This window comes from Xanthobacter cornucopiae (genome assembly GCF_043195065.2).
GTDB lineage: Bacteria > Pseudomonadota > Alphaproteobacteria > Rhizobiales > Xanthobacteraceae > Xanthobacter.
On sequence record NZ_CM195531.1, the window covers coordinates 3,223,335 to 3,240,619 of the forward strand.

General features: G+C 72.3%; 20 protein-coding genes. 8 read left to right on the top strand and 12 right to left on the bottom strand.

Annotated features, from left to right (window positions below; translation table 11 throughout):
- Positions 1-77: 77 nt before the first annotated feature.
- Positions 78-1,757, bottom strand: coding sequence for an exodeoxyribonuclease VII large subunit (gene xseA / locus V5F53_RS14215; RefSeq protein ID WP_393995206.1), 1,680 nt, complete (start codon positions 1,755-1,757; stop codon positions 78-80).
- Between the two features lie 150 nt (positions 1,758-1,907).
- Here xseA and purD point away from each other — a divergent pair, with 150 nt between their 5' ends.
- The 4 genes from purD to V5F53_RS14235 all read left to right on the top strand — a co-directional run bounded on the left by purD (position 1,908) and on the right by V5F53_RS14235 (position 4,950).
- Entirely contained in the window at positions 1,908-3,170 is a 1,263-nt protein-coding gene (gene purD / locus V5F53_RS14220; protein ID WP_393995205.1) for a phosphoribosylamine--glycine ligase, read from the top strand.
- Between the two features lie 8 nt (positions 3,171-3,178).
- The gene (locus V5F53_RS14225; RefSeq protein ID WP_393995204.1) at positions 3,179-3,610 is read left to right on the top strand and encodes an acyl-CoA thioesterase; all 432 of its coding nucleotides are present in this window, start codon (positions 3,179-3,181) and stop codon (positions 3,608-3,610) included.
- A gap of 108 nt (positions 3,611-3,718) precedes the next feature.
- Positions 3,719-4,297: a DUF1214 domain-containing protein gene (locus V5F53_RS14230; protein ID WP_393995203.1), complete on the top strand. Its 579-nt coding sequence runs from the start codon at positions 3,719-3,721 to the stop codon at positions 4,295-4,297.
- Positions 4,294-4,950: a DUF1254 domain-containing protein gene (locus tag V5F53_RS14235; protein ID WP_393995202.1), complete on the top strand. Its 657-nt coding sequence runs from the start codon at positions 4,294-4,296 to the stop codon at positions 4,948-4,950. Before V5F53_RS14230 ends, V5F53_RS14235 begins: the two co-directional genes overlap by 4 nt.
- 22 nt (positions 4,951-4,972) lie before the next feature.
- On the opposite strand, the gene V5F53_RS14240 is transcribed toward V5F53_RS14235, so the two are convergent.
- From V5F53_RS14240 to V5F53_RS14255, 4 genes are all read right to left on the bottom strand, one after another.
- Entirely contained in the window at positions 4,973-5,206 is a 234-nt protein-coding gene (locus V5F53_RS14240) for a hypothetical protein (RefSeq protein WP_393995201.1), read from the bottom strand.
- A 150-nt stretch (positions 5,207-5,356) separates the two neighbouring features.
- A complete protein-coding gene (locus V5F53_RS14245) occupies positions 5,357-5,701 on the bottom strand; it encodes a DUF1491 family protein (protein WP_393995200.1) in 345 nt (114 codons plus the stop codon).
- Positions 5,702-5,801: 100 nt separating this feature from the next.
- Positions 5,802-6,563 (bottom strand): peptidoglycan-binding domain-containing protein, encoded by a 762-nt coding sequence (locus V5F53_RS14250; RefSeq protein ID WP_393995199.1) that lies wholly within the window; start codon positions 6,561-6,563, stop codon positions 5,802-5,804.
- On the bottom strand, positions 6,560-8,074 hold the full coding sequence (locus tag V5F53_RS14255; protein ID WP_509212389.1) for an ATP-binding protein: 1,515 nt from the start codon (positions 8,072-8,074) through the stop codon (positions 6,560-6,562). The genes V5F53_RS14250 and V5F53_RS14255 overlap by 4 nt, the downstream gene beginning before the upstream one ends.
- A 239-nt stretch (positions 8,075-8,313) precedes the next feature.
- Here V5F53_RS14255 and V5F53_RS14260 point away from each other — a divergent pair, with 239 nt between their 5' ends.
- The 3 genes from V5F53_RS14260 to V5F53_RS14270 all read left to right on the top strand — a co-directional run bounded on the left by V5F53_RS14260 (position 8,314) and on the right by V5F53_RS14270 (position 10,320).
- Positions 8,314-8,727 carry a DUF5330 domain-containing protein gene (locus V5F53_RS14260; RefSeq protein ID WP_393995197.1) on the top strand — a complete coding sequence of 138 codons (414 nt, stop codon included), beginning with the start codon at positions 8,314-8,316 and terminating at the stop codon, positions 8,725-8,727.
- A gap of 189 nt (positions 8,728-8,916) precedes the next feature.
- Positions 8,917-9,342 carry a SufE family protein gene (locus V5F53_RS14265; RefSeq protein ID WP_393995196.1) on the top strand — a complete coding sequence of 142 codons (426 nt, stop codon included), beginning with the start codon at positions 8,917-8,919 and terminating at the stop codon, positions 9,340-9,342.
- Between the two features lie 282 nt (positions 9,343-9,624).
- Positions 9,625-10,320, top strand: coding sequence for a lysozyme inhibitor LprI family protein (locus V5F53_RS14270; protein ID WP_393995195.1), 696 nt, complete (start codon positions 9,625-9,627; stop codon positions 10,318-10,320).
- Between the two features lie 120 nt (positions 10,321-10,440).
- Here the strand turns inward: V5F53_RS14270 and V5F53_RS14275 are convergent, their stop codons facing one another.
- The 6 genes from V5F53_RS14275 to V5F53_RS14300 all read right to left on the bottom strand — a co-directional run bounded on the left by V5F53_RS14275 (position 10,441) and on the right by V5F53_RS14300 (position 14,802).
- Positions 10,441-11,064 (bottom strand): 2,3-bisphosphoglycerate-dependent phosphoglycerate mutase, encoded by a 624-nt coding sequence (locus V5F53_RS14275; RefSeq protein ID WP_393995194.1) that lies wholly within the window; start codon positions 11,062-11,064, stop codon positions 10,441-10,443.
- A 19-nt stretch (positions 11,065-11,083) separates the two neighbouring features.
- Positions 11,084-11,911, bottom strand: a complete 828-nt coding sequence (gene dapB / locus V5F53_RS14280) for a 4-hydroxy-tetrahydrodipicolinate reductase (protein ID WP_393995193.1) — start codon at positions 11,909-11,911, stop codon at positions 11,084-11,086.
- A 30-nt stretch (positions 11,912-11,941) separates the two neighbouring features.
- The gene (locus V5F53_RS14285) at positions 11,942-12,583 is read right to left on the bottom strand and encodes a DUF1330 domain-containing protein (RefSeq protein WP_393995192.1); all 642 of its coding nucleotides are present in this window, start codon (positions 12,581-12,583) and stop codon (positions 11,942-11,944) included.
- 43 nt (positions 12,584-12,626) lie between these two features.
- Positions 12,627-13,367, bottom strand: a complete 741-nt coding sequence (gene pyrF / locus V5F53_RS14290; RefSeq protein ID WP_393995191.1) for an orotidine-5'-phosphate decarboxylase — start codon at positions 13,365-13,367, stop codon at positions 12,627-12,629.
- 141 nt (positions 13,368-13,508) lie between these two features.
- Entirely contained in the window at positions 13,509-14,111 is a 603-nt protein-coding gene (locus tag V5F53_RS14295; RefSeq protein ID WP_393995190.1) for a class I SAM-dependent methyltransferase, read from the bottom strand.
- A gap of 67 nt (positions 14,112-14,178) precedes the next feature.
- Positions 14,179-14,802 carry a TetR/AcrR family transcriptional regulator gene (locus tag V5F53_RS14300; RefSeq protein WP_393995189.1) on the bottom strand — a complete coding sequence of 208 codons (624 nt, stop codon included), beginning with the start codon at positions 14,800-14,802 and terminating at the stop codon, positions 14,179-14,181.
- Positions 14,803-14,881: 79 nt separating this feature from the next.
- Between V5F53_RS14300 and V5F53_RS14305 the strand changes: the two genes are divergently transcribed.
- Positions 14,882-15,868 (top strand): NAD-dependent epimerase/dehydratase family protein, encoded by a 987-nt coding sequence (locus V5F53_RS14305; RefSeq protein WP_393995188.1) that lies wholly within the window; start codon positions 14,882-14,884, stop codon positions 15,866-15,868.
- 14 nt (positions 15,869-15,882) lie between these two features.
- On the opposite strand, the gene dnaJ is transcribed toward V5F53_RS14305, so the two are convergent.
- A complete protein-coding gene (gene dnaJ / locus V5F53_RS14310) occupies positions 15,883-17,031 on the bottom strand; it encodes a molecular chaperone DnaJ (protein WP_393995187.1) in 1,149 nt (382 codons plus the stop codon).
- Between the last annotated feature and the right edge of the window lie 254 nt (positions 17,032-17,285).

Sequence of the window (17,285 nt, forward strand, 5' to 3'; positions counted from 1 at the left end):
AAAAGGGAGATGAGCATAGGCCCTCCCCGAGACGGGCGAAAGAGGCCCGGACCAAAGACGTCCATCCCATGGCGGCCTCAATCGAACAGGGTCGGCCCCGGGTCCGGCTTCCGCCCCCGGCGCGCCGGCGCGCGGCGGACGGGAGCCGGCGGCGCGCCGGTCCCGGTGGCGAGGCCGGTGTCGGACGGCACGACGGGCGGCGAAGCGCCCGGCCCCGGTTCCGCTCCGCTCGCCGCGCCCAGCCCTCCAGCAAGAGTCTGCGCCGTCACCCGGCCATCGGCGAACTCAAGCTCGATCGGCACCCCCGCGCCCAGCGCCGCCGCCCGGCGCACCGCCCGCCCCTCGCCGTCACGCACCAAAGCGAAGCCACGGTCCAGCACGCCGTGATAAGACAGAGCCCCGAGCAATTGCGACACTCCGTCGAGCCGCCGCCCCTCGTCGCGCAGCCGCCCGTCCACCGCGCGGCGGGCGCGCAGGGCCAGCGCCGCCACCTGCTCGGCGCGCCGCGCGTGGAGGTCGCGCTGCGCCCGCAGATGGGCACCCCGCGCCGCCGCGAAGCTCTGGCCTGTGGCCTTCAGATGCTCGCGCGCCTGCCGCAGCGTGGCGCCTGCCGCCCGCGCCAGCCGGCCGGCAAGGCCCTCGACCCGCTCGCTGGCGCGCTCGAAGCGGCCGCGCAGGGCGAGCGGCGACAGCCGCGCCCCGGCCTTGAGCAGGCGCAGCCGGTGCGCCGCCGCATTGGCCTTCAGGGCGCGCGGCAGGCGGTCGCCCACCGCGTCGAGGCGCTGGCGGGGAATGGCGAACAGGTCTTCCGGCGTCGGCAGCAGCCGGGCCAGGGACCGCAGGTCGGCGCGGCGCCGGTCCAGCAGCCGCAGCGGCGCGCCGGCCAGGCGGGCACCGAGCCCTTCCACCGCCGCCACCAGGTCGGCGCGCACCGGCACCACCATTTCGGCGGCGGCCGTGGGGGTGGGCGCGCGCACGTCGGCGGCGAAATCGATGAGGGTCACATCGGTCTCGTGGCCCACGGCGGACACCAGCGGAATTCCGCTCTCGGCGGCCGCCCGCACCACCGCTTCCTCGGAGAAGCCCAGCAGGTCTTCCAGCGAGCCGCCGCCGCGCGCCACCACGATGACATCCGGGCGCGGCACCGGCCCGCCCTCGGGCAGAGCATTGAAGCCGCGAATGGCGGCCGCCACCTCGGCGCCGGAGGTCTCGCCCTGCACCCGCACCGGCCACACCACCACCCGGCGCGGGAAACGGTCGGCCAGCCGGTGCAGGATGTCGCGAATCACCGCCCCGGTGGGCGAGGTGACCACGCCGATGACGGTGGGCAGATAGGGCAGCTCCTGCTTGCGGGCGGCGTCGAACAGGCCCTCGGCGGCGAGCCGGCGCTTCCGCTCCTCCAGCATGGCCATGATGGCGCCGGCACCGGCGAACTCGAGCGCCTCGATGACGATCTGGTAGCCGGACTTGCCGGGATAGGTGGTGAGCCGGCCGATGGCCACCACCTCCAGCCCCTCCTCGGGGCGCACCCGCAGGCGCTGGAAGGTGCCCTTCCAGACCACCGCATCGAGCCGGGCGCCGGCATCCTTCAGGCTGAAATAGGCATGGCCCGAGGAATGCGGGCCGCGATAGCCGGAAATCTCGCCGCGCACGCGCACGTGGCCATAGGCCTCCTCCACCGTGCGCCTGAGGGCGGCGGACAGCTCGGACACGCTCCATTCGGGCGCGTTGCCGCGCGGCTCGGGACTCTCGACCATCGAATCAATTCAAATCAGAAAGCGGAGTTTCAGCATAGCCCGGCGCCCCCCCATGCGGCGAGCGCAGAGCCGAGGCCCTTGTATGCGCGCGCCCGAGCCGATAGCGAAGAGCCTCAACGATCAACAACAAGACGTGAGGCTGGAGCGCCGATGAACATCCTGCTGCTCGGTTCGGGAGGCCGCGAGCATGCGCTCGCCTGGAAGCTGGCGCAGAGCCGGAATCTCGGCCAGTTCTATGCCATGCCGGGCAACCCCGGGATCGCCGAGCATGCGGAGCTGATCGAAGGCATTCCCCTGTCGGCGCACGACACGCTGGTGGCTTGGTGCAAGGACCATCACATCGACTTCGTGGTGGTCGGTCCCGAGGCGCCGCTGGTGGCCGGCCTGGTGGACCGTCTCAGCGCCGCCGGCATCCCCGCCTTCGGCCCCACCGCCGCCGCCGCGCGGCTGGAGGGCTCCAAGCTCTTCACCAAGGAATTGTGCAAGGCCCATTCCATTCCCACCGCCGCCTTCGGCCGCTTCGACACCGCCGCCGCGGCCACCGCCTACGTGCGGGCCCAGGGCGCGCCGATCGTGGTGAAGGCCGACGGCCTCATGGCCGGCAAGGGCGTGGTGGTGGCCCTCACCGTGGACGAGGCGGTGGAGGCGGTGGAGCAGGTGTTCACCGGCGGCGGCACCGAGGTGCTGGTGGAAGAGTTCATGGAGGGCGAGGAAGCCAGCCTGTTCGCCCTGGTGGACGGCGAGACCGTGATCCCGTTCGGCAGCGCCCAGGACCACAAGCGTGCCTTCGACGGCGACCTCGGTCCCAACACCGGCGGCATGGGCGCCTATTCCCCCGCCCCGGTGCTGACCCCGGAGCTGGAGCGCCGCGCCCTCGACGAGATCATCCGCCCCACCGCCCGCGCCATGGTGGCGGCCGGCACGCCGTATCGCGGCGTGCTCTATGCCGGCCTCATGCTCACCCAGGATGGCCCGAAGCTGGTGGAGTACAATTGCCGCTTCGGCGATCCCGAATGCCAGGTGCTGATGCCGCGCCTCGCCAGCGACCTGGTGGAGCTGCTCCACGCCACCGCCACCGGCCGCCTCGCCGAGGTCGCGCCCGCCTGGCACGATGTGAGCGCCATCACCGTGGTCTATGCCAGCCGCGGCTATCCCGGCCCGCACCAGACCGGCAGCGTGATCTCCGGCCTCGACGCGGCGGCTCGCGACGATGTGCTGGTGTTCCAGGCCGGTACCCGGCGCAAGGGCGGGGCCCTCGTCTCCAACGGCGGGCGGGTGCTGAACGTCACCGCCACCGGCGCCAGCCTCGGCGCGGCGCGGGACAAGGCCTATGCCGCCATCGCCCGGATCGACTGGCCGGATGGCTTCTACCGCTCCGACATCGGCTGGCGCGCCCTGGACCCGGCCTCGTGAGCGCCGGCATGAGCCCCCCCGCCAAGCCCCCGCTGCCGATCCTGGACGACTTTCCCCTGAAGTCGTTCGACACCATCCGCTTCGGCGACACCGACAAGCAGGGCCATGTCAACAACGCGGTGTTCTCCAGCTACCTGGAGACCGGCCGCTCCCAGATGCTGATCGGCCCCGGCCACCGCGCGGCGCCGGAGGGCCTGTCCTTCGTCATCGTGCGGCTGGTCCTCGACTACCGGGCGGAGATCATCTGGCCGGGCACGGTGGAGATCGGCACCCGCGTGTCATCCCTGGGCCGCAGCTCGGTGGGCATCGTGCAGGGGCTGTTCCAGAACGGCGCCTGCGTCGCCACCGCCGACACGGTGCTGGTGCTGTTCGATCCCCTGGCGCGCCGCGCCGCAGAGCTGCCGCCGCAGAGCCGCGACTTCCTCGCCCGCTACATGTGACGGCCGCGCACGCAGGGAACGGCGGCGGGTCCCTTTGCCCGGCGCCGATTGTGCTCTACTGAAGGGCGTCGCGCCTCCTCGCGGGGGAGATATAGCCGGAACGGTGCCGTGCGCCTCTTGCCTCTCGCCTTCACCCTCCTCGTCGCCATCGTGCTGGGGCTGGGCGTGACCTTGTTCATGGTCACCCATTCGCGCGGGCTGGACACGGTGCGCGCCGGCGCCTGGCACGGCTGGCCGCGCTCCGGCACCGTGAAGGCCGATCCCTATGCCCGCGCCGCCGTGGCCCGGTCCGGCGAGCTGCCGCTGGAGTTGGCCGACGGGCTGCTGTTCCTCGCCACCACCGACGACAAGGGCCAACCCCTGGACGGCCGCTGCGAGACCCGCATCGTCGGCGCCCTGCCCCAGGCCCGGCTGTGGACACTCAGCGTGATGGACGAGGCCGGCCGCTTCATCCCCAACGACGCGGAGCGCTACGGCATCACCAGCGCCGAGGCGCTGTACACCGCCGACGGCGCCCTCGACGTGCGCCTGTCGCCCCGCGCTCGGCCCGGCAACTGGCTGCCCACCGGCGCCCGCGGCCGGCTGCAGGTGGCGCTCCGGCTCTATGACGCGCCGTTCTCCTTCACCTCCGGGGCCGGCGATGCCGCCACCGCCCTGCCGCGCATCGTGCAGGAGGCCTGCCCGTGAGCCTGTTCGATCCGTTCAGCCTGCGCGTGCCCCGGCCCGGCACGGTCGGCCCCCGCGTGGGCGGCTGGGTGCGGCGACATTTGGAGCGTGTCAACTGGCTGTGGCCGGCGGGCCTGCTGCTGCCCATCGCCGTGGCGCTGGTGCTGGCGGCCATCGCCCATATCGTCTCGATCCTGGCCATGCCGTCGCTGGCGGAGCACAATGCCTTCGCCCGCCTCTCCGAGTTCATCGACAGCAACGAGATGAAGGCGCTGCCCGACCCGACGCCCGGCGCGGCGGTGCTGCCCATGCAGGACCCGGCGTTCGTGACCGCCGTGTGCCTCTATGATCTCAACGACAAGCCGCTCAAGGTGCGGGTGCCGGCGACCGCCGACTATACCTCGGTGTCGTTCTACACCGACCAGGGCCTGGCCTTCTACGCGCTGTCCGACCAGGCGGCGGGCAAGGTGATCGAGCTCGACCTGATGAACGCCAACCAGAAGGCGGCCTTGCCGGAGGACGAGGAAATCACCGCCGCCGACCGGCTGGTGATCGAATCCCCCTCCCAGGAAGGCATCGTGCTGGTGCGGGCCCACGTCCGCGATCGCGGCATGCGCGAACTTGTGCGCCGCCAGCTGGAGGCGGCCACCTGCGGTTCCGCCAACGGACCATGATGCCGAAGCGGGCGCGCGCCCTTCAGCCGCAGCGACCGGCGGGGCCGGCGCCGCGCTCCGCCCGCGCCCGACCGACCGGACACGGGGCCTGATCCGCCGCCGCCGGCGGCGGCGCGGCTGCCGACTCCGCGTGGCGCTCGATGCGCACCACCGGCAGGATCACCACCCGCGGTCCCGACACCTCCACCCGCGAACCCACGCTGGCGGACCGGTCCGTTGCCGCGCGCGCCGAGGGAAATGCAATGACAGTGCTCATGCCCTGGTCCTCCAGTGCGGCAGCCATGACCACAACGTCGATCGCGCCGTTATGGTTTCAAGATGCTTAACGGAGTGTGAACGCTGCCCTTGCGGCACACGGCGCCCCCCCGGCCGGCACCGCGCGGGGCAGCGGCGCCGGCGCCCCGCCTCAGGGCTCCACCACATCCAGGAAATGCCGGCCCTTGCGGTCCTCGATCTCCACCACGTAGAGGTCCGGATCGAAGCGGGCCTCCCTGGCGAGGCGCGCATCCGCCTCCGCCTCGGGGCTGCCCGGAGGCACCAGCAGGCAGAACTTCCGGTCACCGGCGTCGTCGGCGCCGAACGCGGTCTGCGGCGCCGGGCCATAGAGCGCGGCGGTGCCGTCGAGGGGAGTCACCTTCACGAACACCGCCCCCGCCTCCTCGGCGCCCCGCCGGGCGACGACGCCGTAGGCGCCCTCCACCTGGGCCCGCCGCAGCAGGGCCGAAACGAATATGCCGCTTTTCAGTCGCATGGCTCTCCCGCCGGCCCATGAGCGTGGCAGATCGGCCGTCCATATAAGCCGGCCCTCGGCGGGAGGGAACCCGTTCGCCGTGGGCGCGGGCGCGACGCCCTCAATTGATGGCCAGCCCGGACACCGCCCCCAGCTCGCGCACCAGGCGGTCCGTCACCTCCCCGTCGGCCGGCAGCTTGCGGTCGCGCTCGAAACGCTGGATCGCCTGCCGGGTCTCCGCGCTCATGGCGCCGTTCACCTTCAACGGTCCGTAGCCGAGCTTGGCAAGGGCCCTCTGGACCGCCAGCACCCGCGGCGACGACGGCACATCGGCCGGCGGCCGGATCGGCAGCGGATCGCCGGACGATGCGGCGGACGCGGTGCCGGCGGGCACGCTGAGGGGCCCGGTGGCGTCGAGGGCGCCGGTCTTCAGCGACGGGCGCAGGCTCGCCACCGGACGCGGCGCGGCGATGGCACCGGCCGCCGCCTCCTCCGCGCTCACCGGCTTCAGCGGCGGCGTCATGCCGGTGACCGAGGTCTTGGAGGCGAGATAGCCAAGCGCCCCGGTGCTGGCGCCGGCTGCCCCGGCGGCGCCGCGGGCATTGGGATTGACCGGCGGCAGCGGAATCGAGGTGCTGCGCACCGCCTTCGCCTTGTCGCCGGCCACCGGCGCGCCAGACCCGAGCAGCGCCACCCCAGGCGCCGGCGCCTGCAGCATCAGCGCATTCGCCACCACCGCGCCGCCGGCCGCCACCACCACGGCGGCGACCAGAAAATCCAGGACCTTCAGGCGCCGGTCGCCGCGCGGTGGCGGCGGCGCGAACGGGTCGTCGGCCACATGGATGGCGGGCGCGGCGAGCGCGGGTGCGGTATCAAGCCTCATGCCATCCTCCTTGCGCGGGCCTCGGCGGTGCGCCGCGCCGGAAAGGCCGCCACCACGTCATCGTCCCGCTTGTCTTCGCTCCTGGGTGAGGCGCCGGCGGCGCGCTCCAGCGGCCGCGCCGGCGCCAGCGGCAGCGTCACGCTCACGGTGGTGCCCCGGCCGGGCGCGCTTTCCACCCGTAACGTGCCGTCGTGCAGCTTCACCAGCCCCTTCACCACGGCAAGGCCAAGGCCGCTGCCGCGCGCCCGCTGGGTCAGTTCGCCGGTCTGGAAGAACGGCTCGCCGAGCCGCGCCACATCCTCCGGCCGCATGCCCGGCCCGGTGTCGCGCACGCGCAGCACCAGCCGGTCCGCCTGGCGCCGGGCGGTCAGTTGCACCCGCCCCCCGTCAGGCGTGAACTTCACCGCATTGGACAGGAGGTTCAGCACGATCTGCCGCAGCGCCCGCCGGTCGGCGGCGAGCGGCGGCAAGGCGGAGGCCACCAGCGTGCGCACCCGCACCGCCTTGCGGGTCGCCTCCAGCGTCACCATCTCGCCGCAGCCCGACACCAGCTCGGCGATGTCGATGGCCTCCGGCTCCAGGGCATAGGCCCCGGCCTCGACCCGGGACAGGTCCAGGATGTCGTTGACGAGCCCCAGCAGGTGCTGGCCGCTGTCGTGAATGATGCGGGCGTACTCGGCCTTGCGCGCGTCGTCCATGGGCGCGCCGCTGTCCGTGGCAAGCAGCTCCGAGAAGCCCAGAATGGCGTTGAGCGGGGTGCGCAGCTCGTGGCTCATGGCGGCCAGGAACCGGCTCTTGGCGGCGTTGGCGGCCTCGGCGTCGGCGCGGGCGCGGGCCTCCTCGTCCACCTTCTGGCGGGACACGCGGACCTCGCGCCAGACCAGCCGCGCCCGCCCCTCGGGCGCCGGCAGGCAACGGATCTCCAGGGGCAGAAAGCCGGTGCCGGCGGATTCCGGCGTGCAGCTCAGGCGCACGTCGCAGGCCACCGTCCGGCGCCCCTGGGCGGCCACCCGCACCGCCGCCAGGAAGGCGGGACGATCCGCCACCAGCACCCGGCCGAACAGGGCCGGCCCCATCAGCGCCTCGCGCGGGGTGCGCGCCAGCGCGCCGGCCTGGCTTTCCAGCCGCACCACCTCGCCCTGGGCGTCGTGCACGCTCACCAGCACCGCACCGGTCCGCAGCTCGGCGTCGGAGACGCCGCTGGCGGCGCGCGCCACGCCCGCCGCCATGGCCGCAAGCGCCCCGCACAACAGACCGGCGGCCAGCAGCGACAGCGCATCCGCCGGATCGCCGGCGAGCAGGCCCGAGGCCTGCGCCACCAGCACCGCTCCGGCGCTGGCCAGCGCCAGCGCGCCGAGCCCGCCGAGCACCGCCGCCATCATGCGGCCGAGCACGGCCAGGCGCGGCAGGCCCTCGGCCTCGGCCTGCGACGGCCCGGCGAGCGCGGGCGCGGCGTCGCCGTGCCCCTCGAAACCGCGTGGCCGCACCATGTTCCTCTCAAACGCCGGCATGGGGAGAGACTCGTTCCCCTGTTGTCGTGGAATAGCTGCACTCTGGCACGCAGGCTTTAAGCGAACGCTAAGCCGCAGCCGCCACGCCGGCCCGAGCGTTAACGATGTCTTGAAAAGACGGGGCCGCCCCGGCCCGCGCGCCGCCACCGGCCGGGGCGGCGATGGTATGGTCGCAAGGCGATGCGCCTCTGGCCCCGGTCCGCGCGGACCGGCCGGCGGCATGACCTGACGAGGGGGCCATGTTCTTCCTGCTGCGTGTGGCGTTCTGGGTTGCCCTGGTGCTCCTGCTGCTGCCGCTCGGCCTCAAGGGCACCAGCGGCCAGGACGTCAATGTGTTCGATGCCTTCGGCGCGGTCCAGGCCGTGGTCGCCGACGCCCGCGGCTTCTGCAGCCGCCAGCCGGACGCCTGCGCCGTGGGCGGGCAGATGGCGACCCACCTCGTCGAGAAGGCCCAGGCTGGTGCCAAGTGGCTCTCGGACACCCTCACCAGCCACGATCCCAACGCCGCGCCGGCGGCCGAGGCCCCCGCCGCCGGAAGCGCCGGCGCCCAGGGACTGACGCCGCAGGACCTCGCCCCCGCCTGGGGCGGCGGCGACAAGGTGCAGCCCGCCGGCCCCGCTCCCCAGCCGCCGCCGGCCAGGAAGCCGAGCTGACGTCCCAGTTCTGACGTCCCAGTTCTGACGTCCCTTGTCGCCAGCCCGGCGCGCCGGGCCGCGAGGTTCCTTTTGCCCCATCGCCGGTCTCGCGATATGCTGGGTGATGCATTGCACAGCACGCCGCCTCAGCGGCGCCCATTGCTCACCACCCATAGGCCCGGCGCATTGGACGAAGGGACCGGTTTCATGACCACCAAGGACGACCTGATCGCGGATTTCGAGTTTCTGGACAATTGGGAAGACCGCTACCGGCACGTGATCGAGCTCGGCAAGGCCCTGCCGCCGTTTCCAGAGGCCGAGCGCAACGACACCAACAAGGTGCAGGGCTGCGCCAGCCAGGTCTGGCTGATCGGCGAGCTGAAGACCTCGCCCAAGGGCACCGTGCTCGAATTCCAGGGAGATTCGGACGCCCATATCGTCAAGGGCCTGGTGGCGGTGCTGCTGACCCTGGTGTCCGGCCAGTCGCCGAAGGACATTCTGGAAACCGACGTGCTCGGCATCTTCCGGCAGATCGGGCTGGAGGGCCATCTCACGCCGCAGCGCTCCAACGGCCTGCGCTCCATGGTGGAACGCATCCGCACCCACGCTCGCGCCGCCCTCGCGGCGGCCTGATCCGTCCGCCGCGCCGCCGGCCTCCGCCGGCGGAGGCGCCCGGGTTACCCTGGCCGCTTCAGCCGAACGCCCGCACGGCACAGGGGGCAGCGCCGCTCGGCGCCAGCTTTCCCTTGCCGTCCTCCCCCATGCCGCCGTGAAAATGCTATCCAGGCGGCACGGCGCATCGGCTTGCCCGCCCTGCGCCCACATCGGCGGCGGCGAGCCGCCCAGTCGGGAGGACGATCCATGCCCTTCACCCCATCCGTCGCGCGCCCCGGCCCTCGCGTGGCCCGCTGAGCCATGACTGCAGGCAGGCGCGCCCGCGTCGGCGCGCCAAGACCGCCCTGGTGGCGCTGGGGGATCCCCCTCGGGGCGCTGGCGGTGGCGCTCAGCCCGCTCGTGATGCTGGCGCTGCGGCCTGACCCGCCCGGCCCTGCGCCAGCCCTCGCGCCCGGCCCGCTCGCCGAGGCCCGGGATATCGCGCCGGAGCCGGCAGTCCTGTCCGCCGAGGCCACGGCCCTGTCCGAACCACCCGGCACCCAGGCGGACGCCCCCCGATCGCCCGCCGGAACCGCGCCCTGCCCGCGCGATTCCATCCCCGCCGGGGCCTACAGCCGCTGCCTCTACGACACCATCCGCGCCAGCGAGCAGGCCCTGGAGGCGGCGGTGGCCAATGCGCTGGGGGTCATCTCGGGCCGCGACGATCTCGCCCCGGCGCAACGCAACCGCTGGAAAGGCCAGCTCGACGAAGCCCAGTCGCGCTTCCTGCTCTTTCGCAACTTCGACTGCCAGAGCGTCGCCCCGTTCGAGGGCGCGCGGGGCATCGGCAATTTCGAGGCGCGGGCTCACTGCCTGATCGTCGGGAACACCCGGCGCGCGGACGAGCTGGCCGCGCGCTACCCCCGCCCCCCGGCCGCAAGCACCGCCGGCGGCGCCACCGGCCCCCGGGACCAACCCGGCACCTGGACCCACGCGGTTTCACCCCTCCTGGACTAGCCCCCTCAAACGCAACGGCCCCCGTCGCCAGCGACGGGGGCCGTTGCGTCATCCGGTCGCGCCGCATCGCCGGCGCCCTGACCTCCGCGGGTGCGCGGGGGTCCTGCGGTCCGCCCCGGCTCAGGCGGCGAGGTCGAGCTTCTCCGCCACGGTGGAATCGCCGTTCAGGTGGTAGATGATGGGCGCACCGGTGCTGATCTCGCGCTTCAGGATGCTGTCCGGCGTGTGCCGTTCCAGCACCATGACGAGGGCGCGCAGGGAATTTCCATGCGCGGTCACCAGGGTGCGGTTGCCGCGCAGCACGCTCGGCAGGATTTCCTGCACGTAATAGGGCAGCGTCCGCGCCACCGTGTCGCGCAGGCTCTCGCCGCCGGGCGGGGGCACGTCGTAGGACCGGCGCCACAGATGCACCTGCTCCTCGCCCCACTTGGCGCGGGCGTCATCCTTGTTGAGGCCGGAGAGGTCGCCATAGTCGCGCTCGTTCAGGGCAGCGCTCCGCACCGGCTCCAGCGCGCCCTGCCCCATCTCGTTGAGGATGAGGGCGCTGGTGTTCTGGGCGCGGGTGAGGGCGGAGGTGAAGGCGGCGTCGAACACCAGGCCTTCCGCCTTCAGCCGGGCACCGGCGCGCCTGGCCTCGGCGACGCCCTGCTCGGTCAGCGCCGGGTCACGCCAGCCGGTGAACAGGTTCTTGAGGTTCCACTCGCTCTGTCCGTGGCGGACGAGCACGAGGATACGGTCGGACATCACAAGCTCCGCAACCCAATCAGAAATCGGAAAGGCCGAGCACGTCGGCCATGGAATAGAGGCCCGGCGCGCGGCCCTTCAGCCAGCGTGCCGCCACCAGGGCGCCATGGGCGAAGATCATGCGGTCCTCCGCCTTGTGCACCAGCTCGATGCGTTCCGCCGGGCCGGCGAAGATCACGGCGTGCTCGCCCACCACCGAGCCGCCCCGCAGGCTGGCGAAGCCGATGGCGCCGGGCTTGCGCGCCCCGGTCTGGCCGTCGCGCCCGCGCTCCGACCACGCGTCCAGCTCACGGTCGCGCCCCTGCGCCGCCGCTTCCCCCAGCAGCAGGGCGGTGCCGGAGGGGGCGTCCACCTTCTTGCTGTGGTGCATCTCGAGGATCTCGATGTCGAAGCTGTCGTCGAGGCTCGCGGCCACCCGGCGCGTGAGCGCCGCGAGCAGATTGACCCCGAGGCTCATGTTGCCGGACTTCACGATGGCGGTGCGCGCGGCGGCAGCGGCCAGCGCCGCGTTGTCCTGGGCCGAGAAGCCGGTGGTGCCGATCACCAGCGCCGTGCCGGTTTCGGCCGCCCGCTCCGCCAGCCGCACCGAGGCGGCCGGGGAGGAGAAGTCGATCACCACATCGGACGCCGACAGCAGGGCCGCGACGCCGGGAGCGACATCGCTCTCCACCGTCACGCCCTGCGCGGCGATCCCCGCCACCGCCCCGGCGTCGGCACCGACATGGGCGCTGCCGGCGTGCTCCAGCGCGCCGGCGAGCACCAGCCCCGTCTGCTCGGCGATGGCCTTGATCAGGGTGCGGCCCATGCGGCCACCAGCGCCGGCGATGACGATGCGCAGGTCGGACATGCGTCTGCTCCTTGGGACTTGCGGCGCCGCTCAGGCGGCCGGCCGCCGGCCCGCGTGGCCGGAAATGATGATGAGATCCCCCTCGGCCGCCAGCTTGCGATGGGCCAGGGCCTGCTGGTAGGCGAAGGAATGGTAGCACGCGCGGGCGCTGGCGATGTCGGGGAAGGCGACCACCACATACCGCTCCCGACCCTTGCCCTCCAGCACCGAGCTGCGACCGCCGCGCACCAGGAACCAGCCGCCAAACGCCGCCAGCGCCTCCGCATTGGCAGGGCGGGCCGCCTCGTAGGCGGCGGCGTCGATCACGTCCATGCGCACCATCCAATAGCCGCGCGGAAAATCCGGCGTGCTCTCCGGCGGGGCGGACGGGCTCGGCTGGGGGCCCTCATAGCCTTCCACCACCGCCAGATCGGCGATGGCGCTATCACCCCGCAGGGCCGCCACCCGCCGATATTCCGGCGAGGCGTAGGCGTCGAGCGCCGCCTCGTAGGACGGCCATTCCACCAGCACGTTGCGATGACGCTTGATGCCTTCGAGATGATCGAAATCACCGCCGGCGATGAGGAACCGGGCCTGGCGCTCGGCCAGGAAGGCCACGTTGGCGCTCGCATAGGTGACGAAATCGACCGGATTGACCACGTCGATGTTGATGAACCAATACCCCTTGGCCATGGCTTCCCCCTTGCTTGTCGCCCGTTGCCGCCGCCCCGCCCGCTCAGGCGCCGGCGAGCTCCGACAGGATCGCCCGCGCCGCCTGCCGGGGGTCCGGAGCGGCGGTGACCGGCCGGCCCACCACGATCATGTCGGCCCCCGCGGCCACGGCCTCGGCGGGGCTTGCCACCCGCTTCTGGTCGCCCACCTCGGCGCCGCGCGGGCGCACCCCCGGCGTCACCACCAGGCCATCGGGGCCCAGCACCCCGCGCACCATGCGCGCGTCGGTGGGGGCGCAGATGACACCGGCGACACCCGCCGCGCGGGCATCGCCGGCGCGGCGCCGCACGGTATCGGTGACGCCCGCGGCATAGCCGGCGGCAGCGAGGTCGGCATCGTCATAAGAGGTGAGCACGGTGACGCCCAGCACCTTCAGCGCGCTGCCGGCGGCACCGCGCGCGGCCGCGGCCAGGGTCTGGGGATAGGCATGAACCGTGAGCAGGCTGACGCCACGGGCGGCGGCGGCGGCGGTGGCCCGCTCCACCGTATTGCCGATGTCGTGCAGCTTGAGGTCCAGGAACACGCGCTTGCCGGCGCCGATGAGATCAGCGGCGAGGTCCAGCCCGCCGGCGATGGTCAGCTCCAGGCCGATCTTGTAGAAGGTCACGTCGTCGCCGAGCTGCCACACCAGCGCTTCGGCCGCGCTCACATTGGCATAGTCCAGGGCAACGATGAGGCGCTCGCGCGCCGCCGTGAGACGCTGCTGGCCGTCCCGCCCCTCCTCGCCCGAATGCCCCGCGCTCATGGCCTCTCCTCGATTGCATCGGCGGACCCGTGAACGGCCTCGCCACGACACGCCACCCGCTCCTGGCGGGAGAATGCCCCCGGAGGCCTAGCCGCCGCATTGGCGGCAGGCAAGCGCGGCGGCCCGACCGCCCGGGCGGCGTCAGGGCCGGTGGTAGACCCACACCCGCGCCGGCGGCAGGTTCATCCACACGCGGGGGGACACCTTGCCCTCGATCTTGCCGGGCACCAGGGGCACCGGCGTGACCACAGCATAAGTGAACTGCACGAACGGGGCATCGGAGACCGACAGGTCGAACGCCTCGTTCACCATGCGGTGGCGCTCACCCTGCGGCATGGTGAACAGCGGCAACGACGAGATGGTGCCCACCGCCTTGCCGGGCAGCCGGTCGCCGAGGGTCTTGCGCATGGCATAGGCATCGCCCTGGATGACGGTGACGCCAGGATAACGCAGGCGCAGCAGGGCGCAGAATTCCGGATTGTACTCGATGAGGAAGAGCCGCTCGGGCGCGAAGCCGCGCGCCAGCAGCGCCTTGGTCACCGGCCCGGTGCCCGGCCCGAGCTCGATCACCGGGCCGTCGGACCGCGGATCGAGATAGCTCGCCATCATCTTGGCGAGGCCGGGGCTGGACGGGGAGACCGCGCCCGTCTTCAGCGGGTTCCGGAACCACGACTGCAGGAAGCGAACTTCGTCGTGCAAGCCCGGCTTGTGGGCAGATTTGCGCGGCTCTCGGGAATGTAACATCAGCGGCACCTCGGGCGCCCGGCCATCGTCAAGGATGTCAGGCGATTAGACGGGAAAGGGGCGATGGTCAAGGTTGCTCGTCCGCCCGCAGCACCCCATGCAGGAGCGAGTCGAGGGCGGTGGCCAGCACGTCTTCCTCCGGCGCCGCGAGAAAGGCGGAGCAGGTCATCTTGAGACTGACGAGGCCGTGCAGCAGCACCCAGAAGGTGACCGCGAGGGCGGCGGGGTCCGCGCCCGCGCGCAGCCGGCCGGCGGCGTCGAGATCGGCGAACACACGCGCCAGCAGGGCAAAGGCGGCGGCACCGGCCTCGTCCTCGCCACCCAGGGCGCTGGCCGCGAAGCCCGGTTCCATGAAAATCAGCCGGTAGGTTTCCGGCTCCGCGCGGGCAAACGCCACATAAGCCGCGCCCAGTGCCGACAGCCGGCGCAGCGGATCAGCCTCCCGCGCCGCGCGGGACAGGTGGGCATGAAGGGAACGCATGCCAGCCCCGCCCAGTTCGCGGGCGATGGCTTCGCGGCTCTCGAAATGCAGATAGAGCGCCGCCGGCGAATAACCCGCCGCGCCGGCGATGCGCCGCATGGTAAGCGCCGCGAATCCCTCATGGAGAACGATATCGCGCGCCGCAAGGAGGATGCGGGCCCGCGCATCCTCCTTGCGGCGGGCGCGGGGATCAGAACTCGGCGCGGCCACGATGCCTCCTCGCCCGGTTGACATGAACATCGTTTAGTTTATGAACAACGTTCAGTGAACGATGTTCAGGATCTTCTCTATGATCAATGTCCCCGCCCCGCAAGGCGCCCTTTCCGCAACATCCTCCCCGTCTCCGCGCATCGCCCTGCTCGGCGGCACCGGTCCCGTCGGCGCCAGCATCGGCGCGGCCCTCACCGCCGCCGGCCAGCCGTTCGCCGTGGTCAGCCGCGCCGCCGGCGCCGCGCCGGGACCGGCAAGGCGCACCTGGGACCCCGGCGACCTCGCCAGCGTGCGCGCCGCTGTGCGTGGCATCGACACCCTCGTCTACATGGTGGGCGTGCCCTATGACGCCTTCCATCTGCACCCGCGCTTGATGCGAACCACGCTGGAGGCCGCGCAGGCCGAGGGCGTGCGGCGCCTGCTGCTGATCGGCACCGCCTATCCGTTCGGCCGGCCACATACGCCACGGGTGAGCGAAAGCCACCCACGCACGCCCCACACCTTCAAGGGCCGCATGCGCAAGGAGCAGGAGGACCTGGTGATGGAGGCCGGCGCCAGCGGCCGGATCGCCACCTCGATCCTGCGCCTGCCGGATTTCTACGGGCCGGGGATCAGCCGCAGCTACCTCGCCGACATCTTCGCCGCCGCCGCGACCGGACGGCGGGCCAAGGTGATCGGCCCCATCGACACCCCGCATGAGTTCGTCTTCGTGCCGGACGTGGGACCGACCGTGCTGAAGCTGCTGGAGCGGCCGGACGCGTTCGGACCCGCATTCAACCTGGGCGGCGCCGGCACCATCACGGTGCGCGAGGTGGCGGAACAGGCCTTCATGCTGGTGCGCCGTAATCCCCGCCTGCTGGTGGCGAACCGGCTGCTGCTGCGACTGGCCGGCCTGTTCGATCCGGTGCTGCGGGAAACGGTGGAGATGCACTATCTGATGACCGACCCGGTCATCTTCGACGACAGCGCCCTCGCCGCCGTCATCGGCCCCCTCGCCAAGACCCCCTACGCCCAGGGCATCGCCCGCTGCATGGACGCGGCGCAGCGAGCGGCGCGCCAGGCCTGAGCCCAACCACCGCCTCAGGCGCCCTCGCCTGGGGCGCCCTGGAAAAACTCCTTCACCTTGGAGAAGAAGCCGGTGGATTCGGGATGGGTCTCGCCCGAGCATTCCTTGTCGAACTCGGCCAGCAGCTCGCGCTGCCGCTTGGTGAGCTTCTGCGGCGTCTCGACCACCACCTGCACGTACATGTCGCCATGGTTGCGGGTGCGCAGGATCGGCATGCCCTCCCCCGTCAGGCGGAAGCGCTTCTGCGACTGGGTGCCCTCGGGGATCTTCACCTTGGTCTTCTCGCCGCCGATGGTGGGCACTTCCACCTGCCCGCCGAGCGCGGCGGTGACCATGGAAATGGGCACCCGGCAATAAAGGTCCGCCCCCTCCCGTTGGAAGAAGGCGTGGGGTTCCAGCGACAGGAAGATGTAGAGGTCGCCCGCCGGCCCGCCGCGCACGCCCGCTTCGCCCTCGCCGCCCAGGCGAATGCGGGTGCCGTCCTCGACGCCGGGGGGAATCTGCACCGAAAGCGTCCGCTCGCGCGTGACCCGGCCGGCGCCACCGCAGGCCCCGCACGGGTCCTCGATCACCGAGCCGCGCCCCTGGCAGCTCGGGCAGGTGCGCTCCAGGGTGAAGAAGCCCTGGGCATGGCGAATCTTGCCCGCGCCGCCGCAGGTGCGGCAGGGCTTGGGCGCGGTGCCGGCCTTGGCGCCACTGCCGTTGCAGGCCTCGCAGGTGACGGACGAGGGAATCTTGATCTGCGCGGTCTTGCCGGAATAGGCCTCTTCCAGCGTGATTTCCATGTTGTAGCGCAGGTCCGCGCCGCGCCCGCGGGTCTGCCCGCCGCCGCCGCCGCCACGCCCGCGGCCCATGGTGCCGCCGAACAGATCGTCGAAGATATCGGCGAAGGAAGAGGCGAAATCGTTGCCGAAGCCCGGGCCGGCGCCGCCGCCATTCTCGAAGGCGGCATGGCCGAAGCGGTCGTAGGCCGCGCGCTTCTGCGGGTCCTTCAGAATCTCATAGGCCTCGCTGACTTCCTTGAAGCGGACCTCCGCTTCCGGATCGCCCTGGTTGCGGTCCGGGTGCCATTTCATGGCGAGCTTGCGGTAGGAGGCCTTCAGCACCGTCTCGTCGGCGCCGCGGTCGCACCCGAGGGTCTCATAAAAATCGCGCTTGGCCATGCTCGCTCTTCACCCGCCGCAATCGGCCTTGTCCCCCGCTCCGGCGCAAGGTCCCTCCGGCGGCTCCGGGCCGAAGCCGGACGCCAGCTTGGAACCTTGACGCCCGGGGAATCGCCATCGGCGAGCCCGGGAGCCGGCGGGTTCATCCTTGATCGGTCATCGGTCGCCACGGCCCGGCGAAAGCCGGGCGCAGCGGTTGAAATGCCACGCGCCGCCTGCCAGGGGCCGGCGGCGTTCCAGGGGATCGGCGGGCG